Raw genomic sequence first — 20,206 nt, forward strand, 5'->3', positions numbered from 1 at the left:
ACGAAGAAGGCCCGGTTCGCGCTGCTTTCCGCGCGATTCCGGGCCTTCGAGAGTGGTGCCCCCAGTAGGATTCGAACCTACGCCCCTGCCTCCGGAGGGCAGTGCTCTATCCCCTGAGCTATGGGGGCCAGGAGTGCCTGTCAACATTAGCACCCGGGGTGGGCGCCGCTGGACGCCGTGGCGGGCCGTGCGGTCGTGCCACGATGGGGGCATGCTGCGCACCGTCTCCGCCTCGCTGGGCCTGCGACTGAACGGGCCGACCGACCTGATCTTCCTCCTGGCGGCGACGCCGACCGGAGACGGGTTCGAGGACTCGTTCACCGTCACGCTGGACGGCGAGCCCGTCCCGGTGCGGGAGTTCCCGGCGCGGCACGGCGCGCGGGTGCACCGCGTCGCGGCGAACGCCGGGGCGATGCAGGTGGAGTACCGCGGCCGCGTCTCCGGGCGCGGCGTGCCGGACGAGCCGAGCGAGCTCGAGCTGGTCGAGTACCTGCGGCCGAGCCGCTACGCCGAGACGGACGCGCTCGGCGGCATCGCCCGGCGCGAATTCGGCCGGGCCCGGGGCTTCGAGGCGCTCGCCGCGGTCGAGGAGTGGGTGCACGCGCACCTCTCCTACGTCTACGGCTCGACGGTCGCGACCGGGGGAGCCGCGCAGGTGATCGAGAGCGGGCAGGGCGTCTGCCGCGACTTCGCGCACACCGTCGTGGGGCTGCTGCGCGCGCTCGACATCCCGGCGCGGGTGACCGCCGTCTACGCTCCTGGGCTCGAGCCGCGCGACTTCCACGCGGTGTCGGAGGCCTGGGTCGACGGGGCCTGGCACGTGGTCGACGCGACCCGGCTTGCTCCGCGGCCGTCGATGCTCCGGATCTCCTCCGGCCGCGACACCGCCGACACGGCCTTCCTCAGCAGCTACCTCACCGACCTGCGGCTCGAGACGATGAACGTCGAGGCGACCTGCGACGAGGTCGTCGAGGACGACCACGTCTCGCCGGTGCGCCTGGGCTGAGCCGACCCCCTCGGACCCGGGCGGTCAGCCGGCGAGGGCGTCCAGCGCCGCGCGGACGAGCGGCTCCGGGTCGCCCGGCTCGACGAACGACGCGCTCGACGCCTCGAGCCAGTGGTCGCCGATGAAGGCGTCCGCGATGCCGCGGCTGTCGGCGACCTCGTAGTAGCCCTCGATCTCCGGCGGCCGGCCGTAGGTCGGGACGGCCTCGCTCGTGGTGAAGAACTCGTTCTTGAGGGCCTCGATGACGGCCGGGTCGAGCCGGGCGACCGCGACCTGGAAGTCGGCGCCCTCGGAGTCGGCCCAGCCGCAGACCAGGCCGTCGTAGCCGGCGATCTCGGCGGAGACCGCAGTCGGCTCCACCGCGTCGCTGGGGGAGAAGCCCGCCCAGAGTCCGGTCAGGGTGGAGGCGGGCACCAGCTGCTCGCAGGTGACGGGAATCGGAGTGCCGGTGACCGCGTCGCTCGCGCTCGGCGCCGGATCCGCGGCCGGCGCGCAGCCGGCGAGGGCCGCGACGGCGACGAGGAGAGCGAGGGCGGCGGGTCGGCGCATGCGCTGCACCCTAGCAATCGCGGCGGTCGGGGCGCCGGGGCGCGGGCGGGCGGGGTCCGGCAGGTGGGCTCTCGGTGACGGCGGATCTCGATACGCCGGCTGCGCCGGCTACTCGATCAGCATGAAACGGGGCTGCTCGATTCGACGGCGAGGAGGGCGAGTGCTCGATCGATGGGGAGTGGGCGCCGAGTGGGCTCGGCTCCTTCTTGCTGGTCGAGTAGCCCCGGAGGGGCGTATCGAGACCCGACCCCGTCAGCAGGCGGGGCGATCGGCGGGAAGGAGGGGGTGGCGGACCGGCCGGTAGAATCGTGCCCCGTGACTCCCGAACAGCTCGCCGCCTCCCTGCACGCCCTCGTCCTCGACGCCGTGCAGCGACGAGGGAGCGACGCCGAGGTCGCGCTCGGCGACGTCGTGCTCGAGCGGCCGAAGAACCGCGACCACGGCGACTGGGCCTCGAACATCGCGATGAAGATCGCGAAGAAGGCCGGGGCGAACCCGCGCGAGCTCGCGACCGAGCTCGCCGAGGGCCTCGGCGCGGTCGACGGCGTGGCCTCGGTCGAGGTCGCCGGCCCCGGGTTCCTCAACGTGCGGCTCGACGCCGCCGCCGCGGGCGCGCTCGCCGGCGCGATCGTCGACGCGGGCGAGGCCTACGGCACCGGTTCCGCCTACTCCGGTCTGAAGATGAACCTCGAGTTCGTCTCCGCGAACCCCACCGGCCCGATCCACATCGGCGGGACCCGCTGGGCGGCCGTCGGCGACAGCCTGGCCCGAGTGCTGATCGCGCAGGGCGCCGAGGTGACCCGCGAGTACTACTTCAACGACCACGGCGCGCAGATCGACCGCTTCACCCGGAGCGTCCTCGCCGCCTACCGCGGCGAGCCGACCCCGGAGGACGGCTACGGCGGCGCCTACATCGCCGACATCGCCGATCGCGTCGTCGCCGCCTACCCGGGCGACCTCTCGGTCCTGCCCGAGGCGGAGCTGAACGAGACCTTCCGCTCGATCGGCGTCGACCTGATGTTCGGCGAGATCAAGCAGAGCCTGCACGAGTTCGGCGTCGACTTCGACGTCTACTTCCACGAGAACTCCCTGCACGAGTCGCGCGCCGTCGAGCGGGCCATCGGGCGTCTCCGCGAGCTCGGCCACATCTTCGAGGCCGACGGAGCGACGTGGCTGCGCACCACGGACTTCGGCGACGACCGCGACCGCGTCATCATCAAGAGCGACGGGGAGGCGGCCTACATCGCCGGCGACCTCGCCTACTACCTCGACAAGCGCGAGCGCGGCTTCGACCGGGCGATCATCATGCTCGGCGCCGACCACCACGGCTACATCGGCCGGATGATGGCGATGTGCGCGGCCTTCGGCGACACCCCGGGCGTCAACCTCGAGATCCTGATCGGCCAGCTCGTCAACCTGCTCCGCGACGGGCAGGCGGTCCGGATGTCCAAGCGCGCGGGCACCGTGGTGACGATGGAGGACCTGGTCGAGGCCGTGGGCGTCGACGCCGCGCGCTACTCCCTGGTGCGCTCGTCGGCCGACTCCTCGCTCGACATCGACCTCGACCTGCTCACCAAGCGCAGCAACGACAACCCCGTCTACTACGTGCAGTACGCGCACGCCCGCACCCGCCAGGTGGCGGCCAAGGCGGAGGCGTCGGGCGTGCCGCGCGAGCCGTTCGCTCCCGAGACGTTGGTGCACCCGAGCGAGTCGGCGCTGCTGGGCGGGCTGCAGGAGTTCCCGCGCATCGTGGCCCTCGCCGCCGAGCTGCGCGAGCCGCACCGGGTGGCCCGCTACCTCGAGGAGATCGCCGGTCTGTATCACCGCTGGTACGACAACTGCCGCGTGGTCCCGCAGGGCGACGACCCGATCGAGGCCGTGCACTCCACCCGCCTGCGCCTGAACGACGCGACCGCGCAGGTCCTGCGCAACGGGCTCTCGCTGCTCGGCGTGACCGCTCCGGACCGGATGTGACCGCCGCCGACGCCGGTGCGCCGCGCCGCGGCCGCCGGATCGCGATCGTCGCCGTGATCGTGATCGTGCTGCTGGCGGTGGCCGCCGTCGTCGGCGACGTGCTCGCCCGCCGCGCGGTCGCCGACACCGCGGCGTCGAGCATCCGGGAGGCGCTCTCGCTCCCCGCGGACCACCCCGTCGATGTCGAGGTCGCCGGCTGGGCCGTGCTGCCGCAGCTGATCGCCGGCTCGCTCGACCGGCTCGACATCCGCAGCGAGGACGTCGCGTTCGGCGACCTGAACGGCGATGTCGACGCGACTCTCGAGGGCGTCCCCGCGAGCGGCGACGGTCCGCTCGAGGCGGGGCGCGCGACCGTGGCCCTCGATCCCGACTCGGTGAGCACGCTCGTCGCCGCGCGGAGCCAGGTGCCGATCGACGGGGTGACGCTCGACCCGCCGCTGGTGCGCGTGAACACCTCGGTGGACGTGCTCGGGCTCACCCTCGCCGCGGGCGTCGGCATCGAGCTCGGCGCGGCCGACGGCGCGATCGAGCTGACGCCGTCCGAGGTGACGGCGGGCGGCACCACGATCAGCGCCGCCGACGTCGAGGACCGCTTCGGCGCCGTGGCCGAGGGGCTGCTCGCCGCGCGCTCCGTCTGCATCGCCGATGCCGTGCCGCAGGGGCTCGCGCTCACCGACGTCGCCGTGACGGCCGACTCGCTGGACGCCTCCTTCGACCTCTCTCCAACGTTCCTCAGCGACCCGGCGCAGCAGGAGACCGGCGTCTGCTCCTGACCCGCGACGGACGCGCAGCGCCCGACCGGTAGGATCGGAGCCCTGTGCCCGCGTGTCCCGCGGGCCGAACGGCGGCAGTGCGAGCACCGAGAGCACTGCCACCGACAGCACTCTCAAGGATCTTGCTGGCTTCAGGGGTCAATCCGGACTCGCTCGCCACGCAGTGACGCTCCCACTCTCTCCTGTGAGGTCTCACCCGTGGCACACGCCGACGCACCCGTCCGCGCCCCCCGTCATCCCCTCGCTCCGGACTGGCTGCACCGCCCCGAGGACGCGAACGCCCTCGCCGACGGCGTCTGGTCCGGCGGCACGCTCCGCTCGGCGGACGGCGGTCTCGAGATCGCCGGCGTCGCGGCCACCGAGCTGGCCGCCCGCTTCGGCACCCCGCTCTACGTCGTCGACGAGGACGACGCCCGCCGCCGCGCCGTCGCGACGCGCGAGGCCTTCGAGCGCGAGCTCGGCCGGATCGGCACCGGCGTCACCGTCTACTACGCCGGCAAGGCGTTCCTCTCCACCGAGGTCGCGCGCTGGATGCGGGCCGAGGGCCTGAACATCGACACCTGCAGCGGGGGAGAGCTCGCCGTCGCGCTCGCCGCCGGCGTCGAGCCCGAGCACATGGGCCTGCACGGCAACAACAAGTCGCTCGCCGAGATCGACCGGGCGGTCGAGGCCGGCGTCGGCGCCATCGTCCTGGACAGCGTGCTCGAGATCGAGCGGGTCGCCGCGGCGGCCGAGCGACACGGCCGCGTCCAGCCGGTGCGGCTGCGGGTGAACAGCGGCGTGCACGCGCACACCCACAGCTTCCTGGCCACCGCGCACGAGGACCAGAAGTTCGGCATCACCCTCGAGGACTGCCCGGACGCCGTCGCGCGGATCCGCTCGCACGGGAGCCTGCGCTTCCTCGGCCTGCACTGCCACATCGGCTCGCAGATCTTCGGCTCGGCCGGCTTCGCCGAGTCGGCCTCGCGGCTGCTCGCGGTGCACGCGGGGCTCCTCGCCGACGGCCCGGTCCCGCAGCTGAACCTCGGCGGCGGCTTCGGCATCGCCTACACGAGCGCCGACGACCCGACCCCGATCGGCGAGATCGCCGCGGCGATCGCGGACGCGGTCGGCGAGCAGTGCGCGACCCGCGGGATCCCGGTGCCGCACATCGCCATCGAGCCGGGCCGCTCGCTGATCGGGCCCGCCGGGCTGACCCTCTACGAGGTCGGCACCATCAAGGACGTCGCGGTCGGCACGGACGGCGTGCGCCGCTACGTCAGCGTCGACGGCGGGATGAGCGACAACGCACGGCCCGCCCTCTACGGCGCGGACTACACGGCGCGGATCGCCAACCGCGTCTCCGACGCCGAGCCCGCCCTCGTGCGCGTGGCCGGGAAGCACTGCGAGTCGGGCGACATCGTCGTCCACGACGACTTCCTCCCCGCCGACGTGCAGCCGGGCGACCTGCTCGCCGTCGCCGCGACCGGCGCCTACTGCTGGTCGCTCTCGAGCAACTACAACCACCTCGGCCGCCCCCCGGTCGTCGCCGTCCGGGACGGAGTCGCGCGCGTCATCGTGCACGGCGAGACCGAGGACGACCTCCTCCGCCGCGATGCCGGCATCGAACGAAAGGCCATCCTCCGATGATCGAGTACCGCAGCCTCCGCGTCGCCCTGCTGGGCGCCGGGTCCGTCGGTGCCCAGGTGGCGCGCCTCCTGCTCGACCACGGCGACGAGCTCGCCCAGCGCGTGGGGGCGCCGCTGGAGCTCGCCGGCGTGGCCGTCCGGGACCTCGACGCACCGCGCACCGCGGACATCCCGAGGGAGTACCTCACCACCGACGCCGAGGCGCTGATCCTCGGCGCCGACATCGTCGTCGAGCTGATCGGCGGCCTCGAGCCGGCGCGCAGCTACATCCTCAAGGCGATCTCCTCCGGTGCCGACGTGATCACCGCCAACAAGGCGCTGCTCGCCGCGCACGGCAACGAGCTGTTCGAGGCCGCCGACCAGGTGGGCGCGCAGCTCAACTACGAGGCCGCGGTGGCCGGGGCGATCCCGATCATCCGCCCGCTGCGCGACAGCCTCGCCGGCGACCGGGTGCACCGGATCCTCGGCATCGTGAACGGCACCACCAACTTCATCCTCGACCGGATGGACACCGAGCACGCCACCCTCGAGGAGGCGCTCGCGCTCGCCACCGAGCTCGGCTACGCCGAGGCCGACCCGACCGCCGACATCGAGGGCTACGACGCCGCGCAGAAGGCGGCGATCCTCGCCCGGCTCGCCTTCCACACCGACGTCCCGGTCTCCCTGGTGCACCGCGAGGGCATCACCGGCGTCACCCAGCAGCAGGTCGAGCAGGCCCGCGCCTCCGGCTACGTCATCAAGCTGCTCGCGATCTGCGAGCGCCTCGTCGACGCGAAGACGGGGGAGGAGGGCGTCTCGGCGCGGGTCTACCCCGCGCTCGTGCACCGCACGCACCCGCTCGCCGCCGTGCACGGCGCGAACAACGCCGTCTTCGTCGAGGCGGAGGCCGCCGGCAGCCTGATGTTCTACGGCGCGGGAGCGGGCGGCGTCGAGACCGCCTCGGCCGTGCTCGGCGACGTCGTCTCGGCCGCCCGTCGCCACGTCGTCGGCGGCCCCGGCCTCGTCACCAGCGCCAGCTCCGGACTGCCGGTGCTGCCGATCGGGCACGTCACCACCCGCTACCAGGTGACGCTCGAGGTGCTCGACCGCCCCGGCGTGCTCGCCCAGATCGCCGGCGTCTTCGCCGAGCACGGGGTCTCCGTCGAGACGCTCGTGCAGACGCCGCCCGTGCTCGACCCCCTCGCCGACACCGGTGCGGAGCGGCGCGAGCCGACCGCTACCCTGGTCATCGGCACGCACGCCGCGGCAGAGTCCGATCTGGCGGCCACCGTCACCGCTCTCCAATCCCACGGGTTCGTCGGCGCCGTGACGTCCGTTCTACGAGTTGAAGGAGCCTGAGATGGCCAAGCAGTGGCGCGGAGTCCTGCACGAGTACGCGGACCGCCTCGATGTCACCGAGGCGACCCCCGTCATCACGCTCGGCGAGGGCGGCACCCCGCTCATCCCGGCGGCGGCTCTCTCGGCCCGCACGGGCGCGAAGGTCTGGGTCAAGTACGAGGGCATGAACCCCACCGGCTCCTTCAAGGACCGCGGCATGACCATGGCGATCTCGAAGGCCGTCGAGCACGGCGCGAAGGCCGTGATCTGCGCCTCGACCGGCAACACCTCCGCCTCGGCCGCGGCCTACGCGACGCACGCCGGCATCACCGCCGCGGTGCTCGTGCCCGAGGGCAAGATCGCGCTCGGCAAGCTCAGCCAGGCGATCGCGCACAACGCGCAGCTGCTGCAGGTCCAGGGCAACTTCGACGACTGCCTCGACATCGCCCGCGACCTCGCGAAGAACTACCCGGTGCACCTGGTCAACTCGGTGAACCCGGACCGCATCGCCGGTCAGAAGACCGCCGCCTTCGAGGTCGTCGAGGTCCTCGGCGACGCGCCGGACTTCCACATCGTCCCGGTCGGCAACGCCGGCAACTACACCGCCTACTTCCGCGGCTACTCCGAGGAGCTCGAGCGCGGCGAGTCGACGAAGCTGCCGCGGATGTTCGGCTTCCAGGCCGAGGGCTCCGCGCCGATCGTGCACGGCGCCCCCGTCCGCCACCCCGAGACCATCGCCAGCGCGATCCGGATCGGCAACCCGGCCTCCTGGGAGCTCGCGCTCAACGCGCGCAGTGTCAGCGACGGCTACTTCGGCGCGATCAGCGACGAGAAGATCCTCGAGGCGTACCGCATCCTCGCGGGCGAGGTCGGCGTCTTCGTCGAGCCCGCCTCCGCGATCAGCGTCGCCGGCCTGCTCGAGCGCGCCGAGGCGGGAGCGATCCCCAAGGACGCCACCGTCGTGCTGACCGTCACCGGCCACGGCCTGAAGGACCCGCAGTGGGCCCTCCGCACCGCGGACGGCGAGGACATCACGCCGACCGTCGTGCCCGTGGATACCGCGGCGATCGCCGACGTGCTGGGGCTGGCCGGCGCATGACCTCGGCGGTTCCCGTCGGCCGCTCCGTGCACGTCAAGGTCCCCGCGACCTCGGCGAACCTCGGCCCCGGGTTCGACACGCTCGGCCTCGCGCTCTCGGCGTACGACGAGCTCGAGGTCACGGCCGTCACGGCGACGGGCGCCCGGGTCGCGGTGCACGGTGTGGGCGAGGGCGAGGTGCCGACCGACGAGACGAACCTCGTCGTCCAGGCCATCGCCTACACCTTCGCCGACCAGCGGCAGGAGATGCCCGGCATCGAGGTGACGGCGCGCAACATCATCCCGCACGGCCGCGGCATGGGCTCCTCGGGAGCGGCGATCGTCTCCGGGATCATGGCGGCCAAGGGTCTGCTCGACGGCATCGTCGAGCTCGACTCCGACGACCTGCTCCGGATCGCGACCGAGATGGAGGGGCACCCCGACAACGTCGCGCCGGCGCTCTTCGGCGGTCTCACCATCGCCTGGGTGGAGCCCGGTGCCGAGGGCGGGCCGGAGGCGCCGCTGCGGCCGCGCTCCAAGAAGCTGATGGTGCACCGCGGCGTCTCGCCGGTCGTCTTCGTGCCCGAGCACACCATGTCGACGCGGCTGGCGCGCTCGCTGCAGCCGATCAGCGTCCCGCACGAGGACGCGGTCTTCAACGTGTCGCGCTCGTCGCTGCTGATCGCGGCCCTCATCCAGAGCCCCGAGCTGCTGTTCGCGGCGACCGAGGACAAGCTCCACCAGAACTACCGGGCGGCCGCGATGCCGCAGACCTCCGAGCTGATCGCGCTGCTGCGCTCGCACGGCTACGCGGCCGTCGTCTCCGGCGCCGGACCGAGCGTCCTCGTGCTCTGCAGCGACCCCGCGCAGCGCCTCGCCGCCGCGGATCTGGTGGCGAAGGAGGCGCACACGCCGTGGCGGGCGCACATGCTGGCCGTCGACTTCAAGGGTGCTACAGTGGGGATCGCATCCCGAGGAGCCGCGTAACGAGCGGAATCTGTCCGACGGATCGTCCCGATAATCACGGCCATCACATCGTGTGAAGGGCGCCCCTGCTTCTCGTGCAGATCAGCGCCTGGTCGCTCGTGCCCTCTCTGCGCTTCCCGAGGCAGGTCGAGCCGGCGACCGAGAGCATCGCGTGGATCAGAACTCGCGATGGACCCGCACGGCTGATGTGCTCTCCCGGTGAGCGATCGCTCCCGGGGGGAAGGAACCCCTCTCCAGTGACAGATGTCAACACCCGCGGTACCGCCGCGGACACCAACGCCGATCTCATCGGCCTCCGCGTCGCGGAGCTCCAGGCCCTCGCGACGAGCCTCGGCATCGGCGGAGCCTCCAAGCTCCGCAAGGGCGAGCTCGTCTCGGCCATCTCGGACCTCCGCGCCGGTGCGGACTCCGAGGGCGCCGAGCCCGCCGCTCCCGCCGAGGAGCAGGCGCCCGCCGAGCCCTCGGTCGCCGAGCAGTCCTTCGCCGAGCCGGCCGAGGCCGAGCCCGTCGTGGACGGCACGAGCGTCGAGGCAGAGCCCGCCGACGTCGCCGAGCAGAGCGCCCCGGCGCTCGAGACGCCCGTCGAGTCGACCGCGCCCGCCGAGAGCACGGAGGCGGACACCGCCGACGTCCTCGAGCAGGCCGCCACCACGGTCGAGGAGCCGGCGCCCGCCGCCGCCGAGGCCGCCCCGGTCGAGCTCGAGCTCCCCGTCGCCGCCGAGCCGGTGGCCGAGCCCGCCGCCGAGCGCGCGCCCCGTCGCCGCGGCTCGCGTCGCGCCTCCAGTGGCACCGTCGCCGCCGGCGAGCACCTGAACGTGCCGGCCGGCAGCGGCGTCGAGTCGCTCATCCCCGAGCTCCCGCCCGTCCTCGAGCAGGCCCCCGACGCCGAGCAGGCGCCGCGTCCGGTCATCGAGATCGAGCTGCCCAACGGGCCGGAGTCGGACGACTCCTCCCGCGAGGGCGGTCAGCGCGAGCGTCGCGGACGCCGTCGCAGCCGCGGCGGCAGCGCCGAGCAGAGCGAGCAGCCCGAGACCACCGACGCCGTCGAGTCCTCCGCGCAGGACGCCGGCGACGAGCCGGACTCCGGCGACCGCCAGGACGACCAGCAGAACTCCGGCGACCAGCAGAACGACGGCCAGCAGAACGGCGGCGACCAGCAGGGCACCGGCCGCGGCCGCAACCGCCGCAACCGCAACCGCCGCGGCGAGGACCGCCAGGCGAACGACGGCCAGCAGAACGGCCAGGGCGGCAGCGCCCAGAGCAACGGCGGCCAGAGCAACGGCCAGAACGGCGGCGGCCAGAACGGCGCCGCGCAGAACGGCAACGGCCAGGCGCCGTCCAACCAGGGCGGCAACCAGGGCAACCAGGGTGGCCAGCCGCAGGGCGGCAACGGCCAGAACGCCCAGGGCTCCGCGCAGAACGGCCAGCAGGCCGACGGCGAGGACGGCCGCCGCAGCCGCTACCGCGACCGCAAGCGCCGCGGGGGAGCGGTCGGCGACGACTTCGAGCCCGAGATCAGCGAGGACGACGTCCTCATCCCGGTCGCCGGCATCCTCGACGTCCTCGACAACTACGCCTTCGTGCGCACCACGGGCTACCTGCCCGGTGTCAGCGACGTCTACGTCTCGCTCGGCCAGGTCAAGAAGTACAACCTGCGCAAGGGCGACGCCGTCGTCGGCGCGATCCGCCAGCCCCGCGAGGGCGAGGGCGGCGGCCGCCAGAAGTACAACGCGATCGTCCGCGTCGACTCGATCAACGGCCAGACCGTCGACGAGGCCGCCGCGCGCGTCGAGTTCCACGATCTCACGCCGCTGTACCCGACCGAGCGCCTGCGCCTCGAGACGGAGCCGGGCAAGCTGACCCAGCGGATCATCGACCTGGTCGCCCCGATCGGCAAGGGCCAGCGCGGCCTCATCGTCGCGCCGCCCAAGGCGGGCAAGACGATCGTCCTGCAGCAGATCGCCAACGCGATCGTGCAGAACAACCCCGAGGTCCACCTCATGGTCGTGCTCGTCGATGAGCGTCCCGAGGAGGTCACCGACATGCAGCGCACCGTGCGCGGCGAGGTCGTCGCCTCCACGTTCGACCGCCCGGCCGAGGACCACACCACGGTCGCCGAGCTCGCGATCGAGCGCGCCAAGCGCCTCGTCGAGCTGGGCCACGACGTCGTCGTGCTGCTCGACTCGATCACCCGCCTCGGCCGCGCCTACAACGTGACCGCCGCTCCCTCGGGCCGCGTGCTCTCGGGTGGCGTCGATGCGTCGGCGCTGTACCCGCCGAAGAAGTTCTTCGGAGCGGCGCGCAACATCGAGAACGGCGGCTCGCTCACCATCCTCGCGACGGCGCTCATCGAGACCGGCTCGAAGATGGACGAGGTGATCTTCGAGGAGTTCAAGGGCACCGGCAACATGGAGCTCCGTCTCTCGCGCCACCTCGCCGACAAGCGGATCTTCCCCGCCGTCGACGTGAACGCGTCGGGCACCCGCCGCGAGGAGATGCTCCTCAGCTCGGACGAGGTCAAGATCACCTGGAAGCTGCGCCGCGCCCTCGCCGGGCTCGACCAGCAGCAGGCGCTCGAGATCATCCTGTCCCGCCTCAAGGAGACGTCCTCGAACGTCGAGTTCCTGATGCAGGTCTCGAAGTCCGCCGTCGGCCCGACCACCGGGAACCACGGCAACGGCCACCACTAGCTGCCCCGACGTCCGCGGTCGCCCCTCCGGGGGCGGCCGCGGGCGTTTTCGCGTCCCACGGCACCTGCGGCGCGCTCATCCCGTTCGAGCACCCCGCGCAGCGGGCCGCCCTGTTCGCGAAGCAGCCGCGCAGCGGGCCGCTCCATGCTGGTCGAGTAGCCCGCGGAGCGGGCGTATCGAGACCCACCCCGCTGAGCACGTCGGTCTCGATACGGCGCCTGCGGCACCTCCTCGACCAGCATGTGCTGCCCACCCCTCCACCACCACCCGGAAACCAGGAACCCCATGTTCGAATCCGTCAGCGTCCTCCTCGCCGAGCACGAGGACCTCCAGACGCAGCTGTCCGACCCCGCCCTGCACGCGGACGCCGCGCGCGCGAAGAAGGTCAACCGCCGCTACGCCGAGCTGAACCAGATCAAGTCGGCGCACGCCGCCTGGATCCAGGCCGGCGAGGACCTCGAGGCCGCGCGCGAGCTCGCCCGCGAGGACGACGCCTTCGCCGAGGAGGTGCCGGAGCTGGAGGAGTCCCTGCGCGTCGCGCAGGAGAAGCTGCGCCGCCTGCTCATCCCGCGCGACCCGGACGACGGCCGCGACGTGATCATGGAGATCAAGGGCGGCGAGGGCGGCGCCGAGAGCGCGCTGTTCGCGGCGGACCTGCTCCGGATGTACCTGCACTACGCCGAGGCGAAGGGCTGGAAGACCGAGATCCTCGACCGCGACGAGTCCGACCTCGGCGGCTACAAGAACGTCCAGGTCGCCATCAAGAGCAACGCGACCGACCCGTCGCAGGGCGTCTGGGCGCACCTGAAGTACGAGGGCGGTGTGCACCGCGTGCAGCGCGTCCCCGTGACGGAGTCGCAGGGCCGCATCCACACCTCGACGACCGGCGTGCTCGTCTTCCCCGAGGTCGACGCCCCGGAGGAGGTCGCGATCAACCAGAACGACCTCAAGATCGACGTCTACCGCTCCTCCGGCCCCGGCGGCCAGTCGGTCAACACCACCGACTCCGCGGTGCGGATCACCCACCTCCCGACCGGCATCGTCGTCTCGATGCAGAACGAGAAGAGCCAGCTGCAGAACCGCGAGGCCGGCATGCGCGTCCTGCGCGCCCGCATCCTCGCCCGCCAGCAGGAGGAGATCGCCGCTGCCGCCTCGGATGCGCGCAAGACGCAGATCCGCACGATGGACCGCTCCGAGCGGATCCGCACCTACAACTTCCCCGAGAACCGCATCGCGGACCACCGCACCGGCTACAAGGCCTACAACCTCGACGGCGTGATGAACGGAGCGCTCGACCCCGTGGTCGAGAGCGCGATCCAGTTCGACGAGGAGGCCCGCCTGGCCGACATCGGCTCCGACGAGTCGTGAGCACGGTGACGATGGACCTCGACGCGCGTGCGCTCCTCGCGGACGCCGTCGCCCGGCTGACCGCGGCGCGCGTGCCCACCCCGGACGTCGACGCCGAGCTGCTGCTCGGCCACCTGCTCGGCCTCGGCCGCGGGTCGCTCCAGGCGCGGCTGATCACCGGACTCCCGCTCGACGAGACGACCCGCGACGCCTACGACCACGCGATCGAGCGCCGGGCCTCGCGCGAGCCGCTCCAGCACATCACCGGCGTCGCGCCGTTCCGCTCGCTCGAGCTCGCCGTCGGCCCCGGCGTCTTCGTGCCCCGGCCCGAGACGGAGGGAGTGGCGCAGCTCGCCATCGACGCCCTCCGCGCCGTGGCCGACGAGTCGCCGATCGCCGTCGACCTCGGCACCGGCAGCGGCGCGCTGGCGCTCGCACTCGCGCACGAGGTCCCGCACGCCCAGGTGATCGGCGTCGAGAACTCCGTCGACGCCTTCCTCTGGGCCCGCGGCAACCGCGACCGCCTGGGCCTCGAGAACGCCCGCATCGTCTTCGTCGACCTCGCGGACGCGCTGCCCGAGCTCGACGGCACGGTCTCGGTCGTCGTCTCCAACCCGCCGTACATCCCGTCGGCGGCGATCCCGCGCGACATCGAGGTGCAGCGCTACGACCCGCCGGCCGCGCTCTACGGCGGCGAGGACGGGCTCGATGTCGTGCGCTCGCTCTCGCGGACGGCGCTCCGGCTGCTCCGGGCCGGGGGAGTCCTCGTGATGGAGCACGGCGAGCTGCAGGGAGCGGAGATCCGCGCGCTGCTGACGGCGGACGGCTGGCGCGGGGCGACGACGCAGCGGGATCTGACCGGGCGCGATCGGTCGACGGTGGCGGTGCGCTGAGCTGGTTCTCGGCCCGATTACTGGTGCGATCATGGCGTCGCACCTCGTAGGAATCGTGAACGATTCCGGTCAGTCCGCTCGATCCGAGGCCGCCCTGCGAGCACGTCGTCCTGCCGCGACCCGCAGCACGGCGACCGAAAACGCTCCGAGCGCGGCGCCGATCCCGTTCGCGATGACGTCACTGACCGTTGCGAAGCGGTCAGGCAGAAGGAGCCACTGGAGTGTTTCCGCTCCGGTGCTTGCGGCGACTCCGATCACGATGGCGATCCACTCCTTGCGTGGGGCGATGAGCAAAGCGACGAGGACGCCGAAAGGCACGAAGAGGAGAACATTGCTGATGGATTCGATGTCAGCGTAGGTGATTTGATCGACTCCCGCGGCGTTGAGCCGCCAGATCCAGCGGGCGATCTCATCGTGGAGGCCTGCGTCTACAGGCTCGGGCCAGAGAACGACGCCGACGAGGAGGATCGAATACAGCAGAATCAGCGCGACGCGCACTCGTCGGGACGGCGTCAGCTTCGCTGTCCCCACGGCGGCTCCTCCCAGCATCATGCTTCGTCGAAGGCGAGTCGAATCTCCTCGCCGGGGGATCGCAGCTACAACTGAATCAGACTTACACGCTAATCCCCCCATGGGGGGTTCAAGGCTCCGGAGGGCCGTTTGTAGCCTGACCCCTACAACTCCAGAAGCACGGCGATCCGTCAGCCCCGTAAAAAACTCTTCGCCTTGAACGAGTATGACGGACTGGCGGACCTCACCGTCTCAGGCATGGACGAGGATCATCATGCGAGGTTCACTGTCGACTCAGCCTATGAGCTCCTATCGAGTGTCGCCGCGGGGGTCACTCGCGAAGCGCTCCCGAGCCCTTGTCGCAGTCTTCGCTTCGCTCTTCGTGCTGGCGGGAGTGATCGTGGCGCCTGTTGCGCAGGCAGATCCATCGGCAGTTCCGGTCTCGACGGTCACGTCCGCTCATCCTCGTCTCATTGCCTCGGCTTCGGACTTTGCCACGACGTTCGGGCTCATCAACTCTGACAATACTGCGCGTGCGTGGGGTGGCTCGGTGCAAAAGGAGGCGGATGCGTATCTCTCGACCTCGCCTGTCACCTATCAACTCTCCTCGGGAACAATGCTCGAGACGAGTCGGACAGTGATGAACCGCGCTTACGCTCTGGGATTCGCCTACCGCAAGACCGGGAAGGCCGTCTACGCCGAGCGTCTCGCGGCCGAACTCCAAGCGGCGTCCTCCTTTCCGAACTGGAACCCTGACAATTTTCTCGATACAGCGGAGATGGCTCACGCCGTTGCGGTCGGATATGATTGGGTCTACTCTGCTCTCTCGCCCGCGCAACGGAACAGTATTCGATCCGCGCTTGTCGAGAAGGCACTGACTCCGGCGCTCTCAGCGTATTCGAGCACAGCTGCGAAATACGCATGGACGAAGCAGGCGAGCAATTGGAACATCGTCTCGGGAAGCGGAATAGGAATGGCGGCTCTTGTTGTCGCTGACACCGATCCGCAGATCGCGCAAAGCGCTCTTGATGCCGTGACCTCGAGCTTGCGGTACGGTCTCCCGTCATACGGGCCCGATGGAGGCTTCGCGGAGGGCCTCACCTACTGGGCCTACTCCACCAGCTATCTCACTAGCTACATCGCGTCGCTCGAAATAGCGACGGGGAGTGACCGTGGACTCCTGGCGACTCCTGGCCTCCAGGAATCGGCTCAGTGGGCGAACGCTCTGACTGGGCCCAGCGGCCGTCAATTCAATTTCGGAGACGCGTGGGTGAACGAGGCGCTGACCGTGCCGCTGATGGGGCTCGAATACCTTTACCAGGATTTCTCGTTTCGGTCCCGATCAATCGTCGGCAGGGACGGCTTCGACGCCGACGTCGTGAGCGCGCGACCGCTCCTGTGGTATCGACCAGCGCCGACGACCGCGGTTGCACCGCCATCGCTCGACTCAGCCTTCCGCAGCGCGGGCGTGACGACCCTCCGGTCGGGCTGGGATCAGACCGACGCGCTTTGGGCCGGTCTTCGCGCGACCAGTGGGCCCATCACCGGCCATTCGGATCTCGACAACGGCTCGTTCGTCCTCGATGCTCAGGGCGTCAACTGGTTCGGGGAGCTCGGGACCGACTCCTACAGCCTTCCGGGATACTTCACCGTCGCGAGCGAGGAACGTTGGAACTACTACCGGAAGCGCGCGGAGGGCAGCAACACGATGGTCTTCGGGAGCGGGCCGGGTCCTGATGCAGCAACGAGCCCGACCGCATCGCAGCAGATCGTGGCATCAACAGCGGATCGGGCGGCCACTGTCGCTGATCTCTCGAGTGCGAGTGCGGGTGTTGCGACATGGAAGCGCGGCGTCGCCCTGACCGATGGGCGCTCGCGAGCTTTGGTGCAGGACGAGGTCAGCGGGGTGACCGGCGACGCGTGGTGGTTCGCGCACACCCGGGCCGATATCGCTATCGCCGATGACGGCCGGTCGGCTGTCCTGTCGCTCGAGGGAAAGCAGCTGCTGGTGCGAATCGTGTCGCCCAACTCCTCGACCTTCAGCTTTAGAGCGGCCGCACCCCTCCCTGCCTCGCCTGCCCCGGCCGGACAGACCGCGAACCTCGGAGTCTCGAAACTCGCGATCCAGCTTTCCGGCGCGACGTCCTACACTCTCGCCGTCGACTTCACCCCGCTCCGCCCGGCGCAGGAAATCGAAAGACCTCGGCCAATCACGCCACTCGCAGGCTGGGGCGCGACGTCGAGCGAGACCGGTTCCCCTGCGCTGAAGTATCTTGCGATGACGGGCAAGCCTCTGTCGTCGTTCTCGCCGCAGACCCGCACCTACGACGTAACGGGTTCGGTCCGGTCAACTCCTCCTGTGGTCGAGGCGTACGCGCAAGCTGGAGCGACGGCGTCGGTCACGCAGGCCACGTCGGTTCCTGGAGTCGCTGTCATCCGCGTCAAGCGATCAGGATCTGCCGAGGCGATCTATCGCGTGTACATCAATCGCGGTCCGATTCAAGTCTTGACCGCGACAGCCTCCGATAATGCGGGGCAAGCGGGGAGGACTGTCGACGGACAGCCCTACACGCGCTGGTCGACTTCAACGGATTCTTATCTGCAGTACGATCTCGGCTACTCACAGATAGTCAATCACCTCGAGATCATCTGGCTTTACCTGCCCACCAAAGGGCAGTTCTTCGAGGTTCAGTTGTCCGCGGACAAGTCGACGTGGACGACCGTTTACACTGGTCAGGCGAAGGCGATCGAACAGAGGCATTGGGCCTCTTTCCAGACCGGCCCTCGGACCGGACGCTACGTCAGAATCGTGACTCACGGCGACACAGCGCTGGACAAGGTCGCAGTCATCGACGAAGTGGAGGTTTTCGGAGATAACGATGCCCGCCTGGCGAATTCACCGAAAACGCCCCACTACTCAATTACCGCCTCGGTCGATTCCGAGAATATCGAGGTCGGAGGGACGACGACCATTGCCGCTCAGGTGGCTGCGCCCGCGGGAGCTCCGGCCGCCGGTGCAGTGCGGTACGTCACCTCCGATCCAGCCGTCGCATCGGTCACGGAGAGTGGACAAGTGACCGGACTCAGCCATGGATCGGTGCGGGTGAGTGCAGTCGTCGACTCCGGGTACGACTACGTCTACGCGACGAAGACGATCACTGTGACGGATTCGGCGAGGGCTGCTGTCGTGGCCGAGTCCGACACCTGGGTGCAAGGTGGTACGACGACGAATTACAACCGGACCGCCACGCTCACGGTTCGCCATCATGCGCTCTACCCGCAGTTCGATCGGCTCGCATACCTGAGGTTCGATCTCGGCGGCATCGATCCGAAGGCCATCGCGACCGCAACACTGACGTTCAGCGCGGCAGTGGTCGACTCGGGCGGGACCGACATCGATGTGGAGGCGTGGGAGACCTCGGGACCATGGGACCCAGCGACGGTGAGCTACGACACTCGACCGGCCATGACATATCGCGTGGGATCTACGAACGTCGATGCCACACGGACCGTCCGGCGGATCGACATCACCGACTATGTGCGCCTCAAAGCCGGTGGTGAGGCGAACATCGGTCTGACTCAGCCGGATCGACCGAGCGGGGTCGGCCTCATCGTCCAGATCGATTCACTGGAGTCGATCGCCGCGAAGCCGTCGATCGAACTGACATTTCACGATACAGCGACTGTGCTCCCGAGCGCGCCGACGATCACCTCGGCCACCGCGGACTACGCAGGGGCCGGGAGTGCAATCGGGGTCACATCGGCGGCACCCGGGGAGACGGTCGTCGTCGACGTCTATTCGCAGAGCCCCGGCACCTGCGGCGCCACGCGTGCGGCGGGCACCCCTGTCGGTTCCACGACGGTCACTGCGGGAAGCGACGGGTCGGCGCGCTGGACAGTCACTGGTGCTCTTCAGATCGGTCAGAACGTCGTCGCAGCCGCCGCGGTCGCGGGTCGTGGCTCACCGGTCTCGACGTGCGTTGCGGTCACGCCCACCTCCGACGCGACGACGACGACTACTCTCACGCCGTCGGCGGACACCTGGGTCACCGGTTCGGCACCATCCGTGACCTATGGGCGCGACAACCCGCTTCAAGTGCGGCACCTGACCCAGTATCCAGCGAACGACCGGGTCGCCTACATGGCATTTGACCTGTCGAGGGTGCCGGTCGGAACGATCGTCTCCGCCACCTTGCGTTTCTCCGCGGTCGTCGACGACACTCGGGGCAGCTCGATGGATCTCACGGTACGACGCGTTGCCGGTTCGTGGGCGGCGGCATCGATGAACTGGACCAACCGGCCCGCGATGGGCGAGGAACTCGGTGTCGTCGGAGTGGACTCGGTGAAGTCGGCGCGCGAACTCGACGTGACTGCCTTCGTGGCGGACAGCCCGCGGTCGATGATGAGCGTCGGAATCGATCAGCCGGATATCGCGTCCGGGGTCGGGCTCGTCGTGAAGATCGACTCGATGGAGAGCACTCAGAAGCCCACCCTCGAGATCGTCCTTCGCCCGGCAGTGTGATCGGAATGACCCGAACACGAGCCGATTTCAGCCTTCGATGATTACGGTCACCTCTGCGGTCCCGTAGGTGTTCTTGATCTGCTCGTCGTTCCCGCCGGCTTCGATGTTCGAAGCCCAGAGTCCGGCGACCTTGCCACCGCCCCGAACAGGGAGGAAGTCCTCCGCAGCCAGATCGAAGACAGGCCGCACCCTGCCGCCGCTGCGGATCAGGTTCATGTGGAGCCAGACGTCGTCCGCGCGCGGTGCAACGGCCTCGAACCCGGTCCCTTGTGAACGAAGGACGTCGAGGAAAGCCGGGGGATAAAGAATCCCTCGTACCCCGACGGCGAAGTTTCGTGGACTCAGTGTCGGCGACGTCGCGCGTTTCCATGACGCGTACGGCGCTATGGTCCGATCGCGAACCTCGATCTTATTCACGCGGTGAGCGACGACGAGATCGGGGTCCTTCCGATGGGCTCGGATAAGAGTCTCGAGCCATTGCCGCGGATACATCGTGTCGTCGTCGGACGTGACCATCGGCACTGAGTGGTGCTCGATACCCGCGACGTAGGGGTAGTACTTCTTGTGGGGCCCGTAGTTCGGCGTCTCCCGGATCTCGAGCCCTCGCCTGACGAGACGACGCAGGGCGCGCGGCGGGTCTGCAAGTCGTTCGGGCTCGTCGAGCCACAGGATGAGGCGCGACGGCTTCTGGGTGCCTCGCCCAATGCTCTCAATGGCGAGGTGAACCTGGTCGACCCGTTTGCTGTAGCTGGTCAGGCTGACGACGGGTCCTTCGGAAGACGTCAACGGCGCACGTGACACGAGGTTGACGACGGTCAATGCAAGCATGGACGTCGCGATCCTCGCATTGTTCCGGGAGGCGGAGATGAGCGGCAGGCGGGCGAGACGGGGAATGAGGGGCATATGGTCTTCCTCGTTCATGGAGTGGGTGAT

At 70.0% G+C, this 20,206-nt stretch carries 14 protein-coding genes and 1 tRNA gene; 11 read left to right on the forward strand and 4 right to left on the reverse strand.

Going from position 1 to position 20,206, the window contains the following annotated elements; genetic code table 11:
* Positions 1–53: 53 nt before the first annotated feature.
* Positions 54–128 (reverse strand) — tRNA-Arg (locus C1I64_RS03160).
* A gap of 83 nt (positions 129–211) precedes the next feature.
* Here C1I64_RS03160 and C1I64_RS03165 point away from each other — a divergent pair.
* Complete coding sequence (locus tag C1I64_RS03165) at positions 212–1,006, forward strand: transglutaminase-like domain-containing protein (protein ID WP_127886176.1); 795 nt, start codon at positions 212–214, stop codon at positions 1,004–1,006.
* Positions 1,007–1,030: 24 nt separating this feature from the next.
* On the opposite strand, the gene C1I64_RS03170 is transcribed toward C1I64_RS03165, so the two are convergent.
* Entirely contained in the window at positions 1,031–1,555 is a 525-nt protein-coding gene (locus C1I64_RS03170; protein WP_127886177.1) for a hypothetical protein, read from the reverse strand.
* 315 nt (positions 1,556–1,870) lie between these two features.
* Between C1I64_RS03170 and argS the strand changes: the two genes are divergently transcribed.
* From argS to prmC, 9 genes are all read left to right on the forward strand, one after another.
* Positions 1,871–3,529, forward strand: a complete 1,659-nt coding sequence (gene argS, locus C1I64_RS03175) for an arginine--tRNA ligase (protein WP_208645080.1) — start codon at positions 1,871–1,873, stop codon at positions 3,527–3,529.
* Positions 3,526–4,302, forward strand: coding sequence for an LmeA family phospholipid-binding protein (locus C1I64_RS03180; RefSeq protein ID WP_127886179.1), 777 nt, complete (start codon positions 3,526–3,528; stop codon positions 4,300–4,302). Before argS ends, C1I64_RS03180 begins: the two co-directional genes overlap by 4 nt.
* A 198-nt stretch (positions 4,303–4,500) precedes the next feature.
* Complete coding sequence (lysA, locus tag C1I64_RS03185; protein WP_127886180.1) at positions 4,501–5,931, forward strand: diaminopimelate decarboxylase; 1,431 nt, start codon at positions 4,501–4,503, stop codon at positions 5,929–5,931.
* Positions 5,928–7,268 (forward strand): homoserine dehydrogenase, encoded by a 1,341-nt coding sequence (locus C1I64_RS03190; protein WP_123445472.1) that lies wholly within the window; start codon positions 5,928–5,930, stop codon positions 7,266–7,268. The genes lysA and C1I64_RS03190 overlap by 4 nt, the downstream gene beginning before the upstream one ends.
* 1 nt (position 7,269) lies before the next feature.
* Entirely contained in the window at positions 7,270–8,346 is a 1,077-nt protein-coding gene (gene thrC / locus C1I64_RS03195; protein ID WP_123445473.1) for a threonine synthase, read from the forward strand.
* Positions 8,343–9,311 (forward strand): homoserine kinase, encoded by a 969-nt coding sequence (gene thrB, locus C1I64_RS03200; protein WP_123445474.1) that lies wholly within the window; start codon positions 8,343–8,345, stop codon positions 9,309–9,311. The genes thrC and thrB overlap by 4 nt, the downstream gene beginning before the upstream one ends.
* A 236-nt stretch (positions 9,312–9,547) precedes the next feature.
* Positions 9,548–12,001, forward strand: a complete 2,454-nt coding sequence (gene rho, locus C1I64_RS03205; RefSeq protein WP_244209393.1) for a transcription termination factor Rho — start codon at positions 9,548–9,550, stop codon at positions 11,999–12,001.
* A 285-nt stretch (positions 12,002–12,286) separates the two neighbouring features.
* Positions 12,287–13,369, forward strand: a complete 1,083-nt coding sequence (gene prfA / locus C1I64_RS03210; protein ID WP_123445476.1) for a peptide chain release factor 1 — start codon at positions 12,287–12,289, stop codon at positions 13,367–13,369.
* 11 nt (positions 13,370–13,380) lie between these two features.
* Positions 13,381–14,241, forward strand: a complete 861-nt coding sequence (gene prmC, locus C1I64_RS03215) for a peptide chain release factor N(5)-glutamine methyltransferase (protein ID WP_127888440.1) — start codon at positions 13,381–13,383, stop codon at positions 14,239–14,241.
* Positions 14,242–14,310: 69 nt separating this feature from the next.
* Here prmC and C1I64_RS03220 read toward each other — a convergent pair whose 3' ends face one another.
* Positions 14,311–14,772: a VanZ family protein gene (locus tag C1I64_RS03220; protein ID WP_164874424.1), complete on the reverse strand. Its 462-nt coding sequence runs from the start codon at positions 14,770–14,772 to the stop codon at positions 14,311–14,313.
* A gap of 280 nt (positions 14,773–15,052) precedes the next feature.
* Between C1I64_RS03220 and C1I64_RS03225 the strand changes: the two genes are divergently transcribed.
* Entirely contained in the window at positions 15,053–19,273 is a 4,221-nt protein-coding gene (locus C1I64_RS03225) for a CBM96 family carbohydrate-binding protein (protein ID WP_164874425.1), read from the forward strand.
* 27 nt (positions 19,274–19,300) lie between these two features.
* On the opposite strand, the gene C1I64_RS03230 is transcribed toward C1I64_RS03225, so the two are convergent.
* Entirely contained in the window at positions 19,301–20,194 is an 894-nt protein-coding gene (locus C1I64_RS03230) for a hypothetical protein (RefSeq protein ID WP_127886184.1), read from the reverse strand.
* Between the last annotated feature and the right edge of the window lie 12 nt (positions 20,195–20,206).

Origin of the sequence: Rathayibacter festucae DSM 15932 (assembly GCF_004011135.1) — a bacterium.
Taxonomy (GTDB): domain Bacteria; phylum Actinomycetota; class Actinomycetes; order Actinomycetales; family Microbacteriaceae; genus Rathayibacter; species Rathayibacter festucae.

What these genes read in the sequence shown, in the direction of transcription:
- C1I64_RS03165 (WP_127886176.1), top strand. Translation starts at nt 212, where the DNA reads ATGCTGCGCACCGTCTCCGCCTCGCTGGGCCTGCGACTGAACGGGCCG.
- C1I64_RS03170 (WP_127886177.1), bottom strand. Translation starts at nt 1,555, where the DNA reads ATGCGCCGACCCGCCGCCCTCGCTCTCCTCGTCGCCGTCGCGGCCCTC.
- C1I64_RS03190 (WP_123445472.1), top strand. Translation starts at nt 5,928, where the DNA reads ATGATCGAGTACCGCAGCCTCCGCGTCGCCCTGCTGGGCGCCGGGTCC.
- thrC (WP_123445473.1), top strand. Translation starts at nt 7,270, where the DNA reads ATGGCCAAGCAGTGGCGCGGAGTCCTGCACGAGTACGCGGACCGCCTC.
- thrB (WP_123445474.1), top strand. Translation starts at nt 8,343, where the DNA reads ATGACCTCGGCGGTTCCCGTCGGCCGCTCCGTGCACGTCAAGGTCCCC.
- prfA (WP_123445476.1), top strand. Translation starts at nt 12,287, where the DNA reads ATGTTCGAATCCGTCAGCGTCCTCCTCGCCGAGCACGAGGACCTCCAG.
- prmC (WP_127888440.1), top strand. Translation starts at nt 13,381, where the DNA reads ATGGACCTCGACGCGCGTGCGCTCCTCGCGGACGCCGTCGCCCGGCTG.
- C1I64_RS03225 (WP_164874425.1), top strand. Translation starts at nt 15,053, where the DNA reads ATGAGCTCCTATCGAGTGTCGCCGCGGGGGTCACTCGCGAAGCGCTCC.
- C1I64_RS03230 (WP_127886184.1), bottom strand. Translation starts at nt 20,194, where the DNA reads ATGAACGAGGAAGACCATATGCCCCTCATTCCCCGTCTCGCCCGCCTG.